This window comes from Bradyrhizobium sp. (assembly GCF_049581145.1).
Taxonomy (GTDB): domain Bacteria; phylum Pseudomonadota; class Alphaproteobacteria; order Rhizobiales; family Xanthobacteraceae; genus Bradyrhizobium.
Genome location: NZ_JBAURI010000515.1, coordinates 1 through 3,767, shown reverse-complemented (window position 1 = coordinate 3,767; position 3,767 = coordinate 1). Strand labels below are relative to the sequence as shown.

2 protein-coding genes and 1 pseudogene are annotated in these 3,767 nt (G+C 58.2%); 1 reads left to right on the top strand and 2 read right to left on the bottom strand.

Features of this window, described 5'->3' with window-relative positions; translation table 11 throughout:
• Positions 1-792: pseudogene (locus WCB02_RS16950) on the bottom strand (undecaprenyl-phosphate glucose phosphotransferase); the annotation flags it as partial.
• 1,010 nt (positions 793-1,802) lie between these two features.
• On the opposite strand from WCB02_RS16950, the gene WCB02_RS16945 reads away from it, so the two are divergent.
• Positions 1,803-2,105, top strand: coding sequence for a hypothetical protein (locus WCB02_RS16945; protein WP_423959703.1), 303 nt, complete (start codon positions 1,803-1,805; stop codon positions 2,103-2,105).
• A gap of 205 nt (positions 2,106-2,310) precedes the next feature.
• On the opposite strand, the gene WCB02_RS16940 is transcribed toward WCB02_RS16945, so the two are convergent.
• A partial coding sequence (locus WCB02_RS16940) for a type I secretion system permease/ATPase (RefSeq protein WP_423959700.1) occupies positions 2,311-3,767 on the bottom strand: 1,457 nt, incomplete at its 5' end.

Sequence of the window (3,767 nt, the reverse complement as noted above, 5' to 3'; positions counted from 1 at the left end):
ACGGACGTCTGGCAACAGCCGAACCGCTACGGGAAGCGTCTTGACTCGATCTCGGATGAATTCGAGGCGCCCATCATCTCCCCAAGACAGCGCGAGCAGGATCTCTCGGCAATCATGACGCCGCACGAAGTCAGCGACGGAATCAATAATCCGAGCGTCTGCCGCCGCGCGCCTTGAAGAATCGTCTTCTCGACTCAATGTAAAGCGATTGACTTCAGCCGCACCGAACAGAATCAGCAGATCTTGCGGCCCCAGCGCAGCCAACTCATTGAACTCGCCCATCAGCACGGCATCTCGGCGTCCGATTGCTCCGCGCGAAACGGCCGCCGCCAAGGCGCCCTTTGTAACCTTGCGCACCGCCAGCAAACCGATCGGCGCAGTCACATAAAATACGACAAACGCGCCGCGAGAATAGTCAACGCCAATCTTGAGAAGGAATGCGAGGAACGCGAGCAATAAACCCGTCGTCGTCCAGCAGATCAGTACCTCGGCAACCTCGACCCGCGGTTTTGCGCTTTCTGGAAAATCGTAGTAGCCGCTCCGATTCATGCGCAATATATGGATGAAACTTGCAAGCAGGCCGACCGCGCAATGCGGCATGATGCTGGGCACCGGATAGCCCGCCAACCATTGGTAACCAATCCCGCCTGCCAGACTCGATAGCAGAATCACGAATGCGTCGACCGTGGCGAGAACAAAAGGAATCGCGTCGCTGGAGAAAATCGCCGGCGGTTGCCTCGAGGCGTCCTCGAGCTGGCTCAATTCATCGCGAATATCCGAGCCGATCGACATAATTTCCTACGCCAACTTTCTTCAGAGCTATGAATTTCGCACTATTTATTACGCATGATTTTATTCTGCATTACAGCATTAACAAAACACCAAATACCACCTTCTTCTGAAATCACACATTAATTCTTTCCGACGAAATGGAATGTTCGCAAGCAAATTTCGAATATCCTCATATGAAATTAACCCTTTGATCGACGCGAAACATATGCCGAGTCAAGATGGGACGCAACATTAATATCTTGGACCGGATCCCGATTTAAAGGGGCTTCGCAGGTGCGACCACCGGCCCGACGGCATTTGATTTTCAACGGCCATGGCGCGCCGAGCAAAGCCTATTCGAAGCGTCCAGAGCCACACCGCCGGTCATCAAGCTGAGACCTCAACCCCGCGCCTTTGCGCCAGCAAAGAGTTCCTTGTTTCAGATGGCCCGACCGCAACTCCAGGTTTCGGTCGCACTATCAGAGGCTAAAGCGGGCTGCGAACTTTTCGCATCAGGCTTTTCGGATTTGTTTTCGTCGGATTAGTCGACCCGCGAGGTCGCAGAGAATGATTTCTGGACGCGAGTGCGCACAGCCGCGCCGCTGGAACTTCACCCAATTTCGCCGCTTGATTTGTCGACCGCATGATCGAGCGTTCGCGATTCAAGCATTGATTGGACCAGCGCCGGATCGGCACGCGAACGGGACAAACCGAGCGAGCCGGCCATATTGAGATTGGACCCAAGATCGAGAATGCCGGATTGAGGGGCGCCATGCCCCATGCTCATGCCTTAATTCCAACGGCACGATTCATGAATTCTCCCGCCCCAGACCTGAATTTGGTCAGAAAGCGAGAAAGGTAATGAAAGAGTTCAACAACCTCGATGATGCGCCGCAGCATCGTACAACGGATCAGAGCGTGGCTGTCCGTTTCACGAAAAATTAACGAGGGCTGCGGGAAACTAGCCACGGCGCCGTCGTTGGTTGCTTGCCGGGGCGCAACTGCAGGCTGAGCGGAGGGAGCCCGAAACCATGACTTTGCTCGTAACGGTCAGTTTGCTGGTGGGCGCGCTGCTGGCGCAGCGCTTCAGGGTCATGGTGTTGATCCCAGCAAGCGTGATTGTGCTCGTCCTTGCGTTCGCGACCGGGGTAACCCCCGCTCATACGGCCTGGTCGACGGTCCTGGTGGGCGCCATCGCAGCTATCAGCATGCAGATCGGTTATCTTGTTATTGGAACCGGCATTCGTTACGTCTTGACGGGCGCCTTCTCGGGCAGGTCAACAGAGCTCAGCTCCGGCACCGTCTCAACGTCGTCGCGGTATCATGCGCGCTAGACACGGTGGCTTCGTACTGGATTTCACCGCGATTTTGGTTACCAATAAAGCTTGATCCGGGCGCAACGCTCGGCGCCTATCTTCTGGGTCTGTGGCGGCGCAGGTACCAGCGCGGGCGGCGGCACTTCTGGCAAAAAGACCGATCGAAACGCTGGTCGGACCGGCCCTTGGCCGCACCATCCAGCGTGGGACGCGCGTCAGAGTCTTAACGTACTTCGTGGATATCCGACTGAACCCGGTGCAGGGTTGCATAGCGGCCCCCCTTTTTGATCAGCTCATCGTGCGTCCCGTCCTCCACCAGCCGGCCACGATCGATCGTGATGATCCGATGGCTTCGGCGTACGGTCGAAAGACGGTGCGCGATGACGAATACGGTGCGTCCCTGGGCGATGCGCTGCATGTTGTCCTGAATGACGCGCTCGCTTTCATAGTCCAGCGCGCTGGTGGCTTCGTCGAAGATCAGAATCCGGGGGTTGGTCACCAGTGCCCGCGCGATCGCGATGCGCTGACGCTGCCCGCCTGACAGGCTGGCGCCGCGCTCGCCGACGATGGTGTCATAGCCTTCCGGAAGCTCCAGGATGAAATCGTGGGCGCCCGCGAGCTTGGCCGCTTCGACGACCTGTTCGATCGGCATAGCCGGATCCGGCAACGCAATGTTGTCGCGAATGGATTGATTGAAAAGCACGTTCTCCTGCAGCACCGCTCCGATCTGGCGACGCAGCCACGAGGTATCCACCATCGCGAGGTCGACGCCATCAACCAGCACGCGTCCCCGTTCGGGAATGTAGAGGCGCTGGATGAGCTTGGCGACGGTGCTCTTGCCGGAGCCCGAGGGTCCAACGATGCCGACGACCTGTCCGGCGGACACACTGAAGCTGACGTCGTGCAACACCTCGGGGCCGTCGAGGCGGTAACGAAACAGAACATGATCGAACGTCACGTCCCCGCGGATGGACGGCAGGGCGGCGCGCGCCGGATTGAACCGGGGCTCGGGCGGCGTGTTGAGAATGTCGCCCAGCCGATCCACCGACAGCCTGGCCTGGTGGAAGTCCTGCCAGACCTGTGCTAGCCGCAGCACCGGCTGACTCACACGTCCCGCCAGCATATTGAATGCGACCAGTTCGCCGACGGTCAGGCTGCCGGAGATAACCAGGCGAGCTCCAAAATACAGAATGCCGGCCATCACGATCTTGTTGACCAATTGCACGCTGTTGCTCGCCGTGTTGCCCAGCCGCAAGACCCGGAAACTTGATGCCACATAGCCCGCGAGCTGTTCTTCCCAGCGTCGCTGCATCTGCGGCTCGACCGCCATCGCCTTCAGCGTCTCGACTCCGGTGACGCATTCGACGAGAAAGGCCTGATTTTCCGCCCCGCGCCTGAATTTCTCGTCGAGCAACTGGCGAAATCGCGATGTCGCTCCTGCGGAAATCCCCACATAGAGCGGGAAACCAGCAAGGACAACACCTGTTAATAGCGGCGAGTAGAGAAACATGACGCCAAGAAAGACAAAGGTGAAGAACAGATCGATCACCAGCGTCAACGCGGAGCTGGTGAGAAAAGTCCGGATGCTTTCCAGCTCACGCACCCTCGCTACGGAATCGCCGACGCGACGGGCCTGAAAATAGGCCGTGGGCAGGGCCAGCAAATGCTGGAATAGCCGCG

What these genes read in the sequence shown, in the direction of transcription:
- WCB02_RS16945 (WP_423959703.1), top strand. Translation starts at nt 1,803, where the DNA reads ATGACTTTGCTCGTAACGGTCAGTTTGCTGGTGGGCGCGCTGCTGGCG.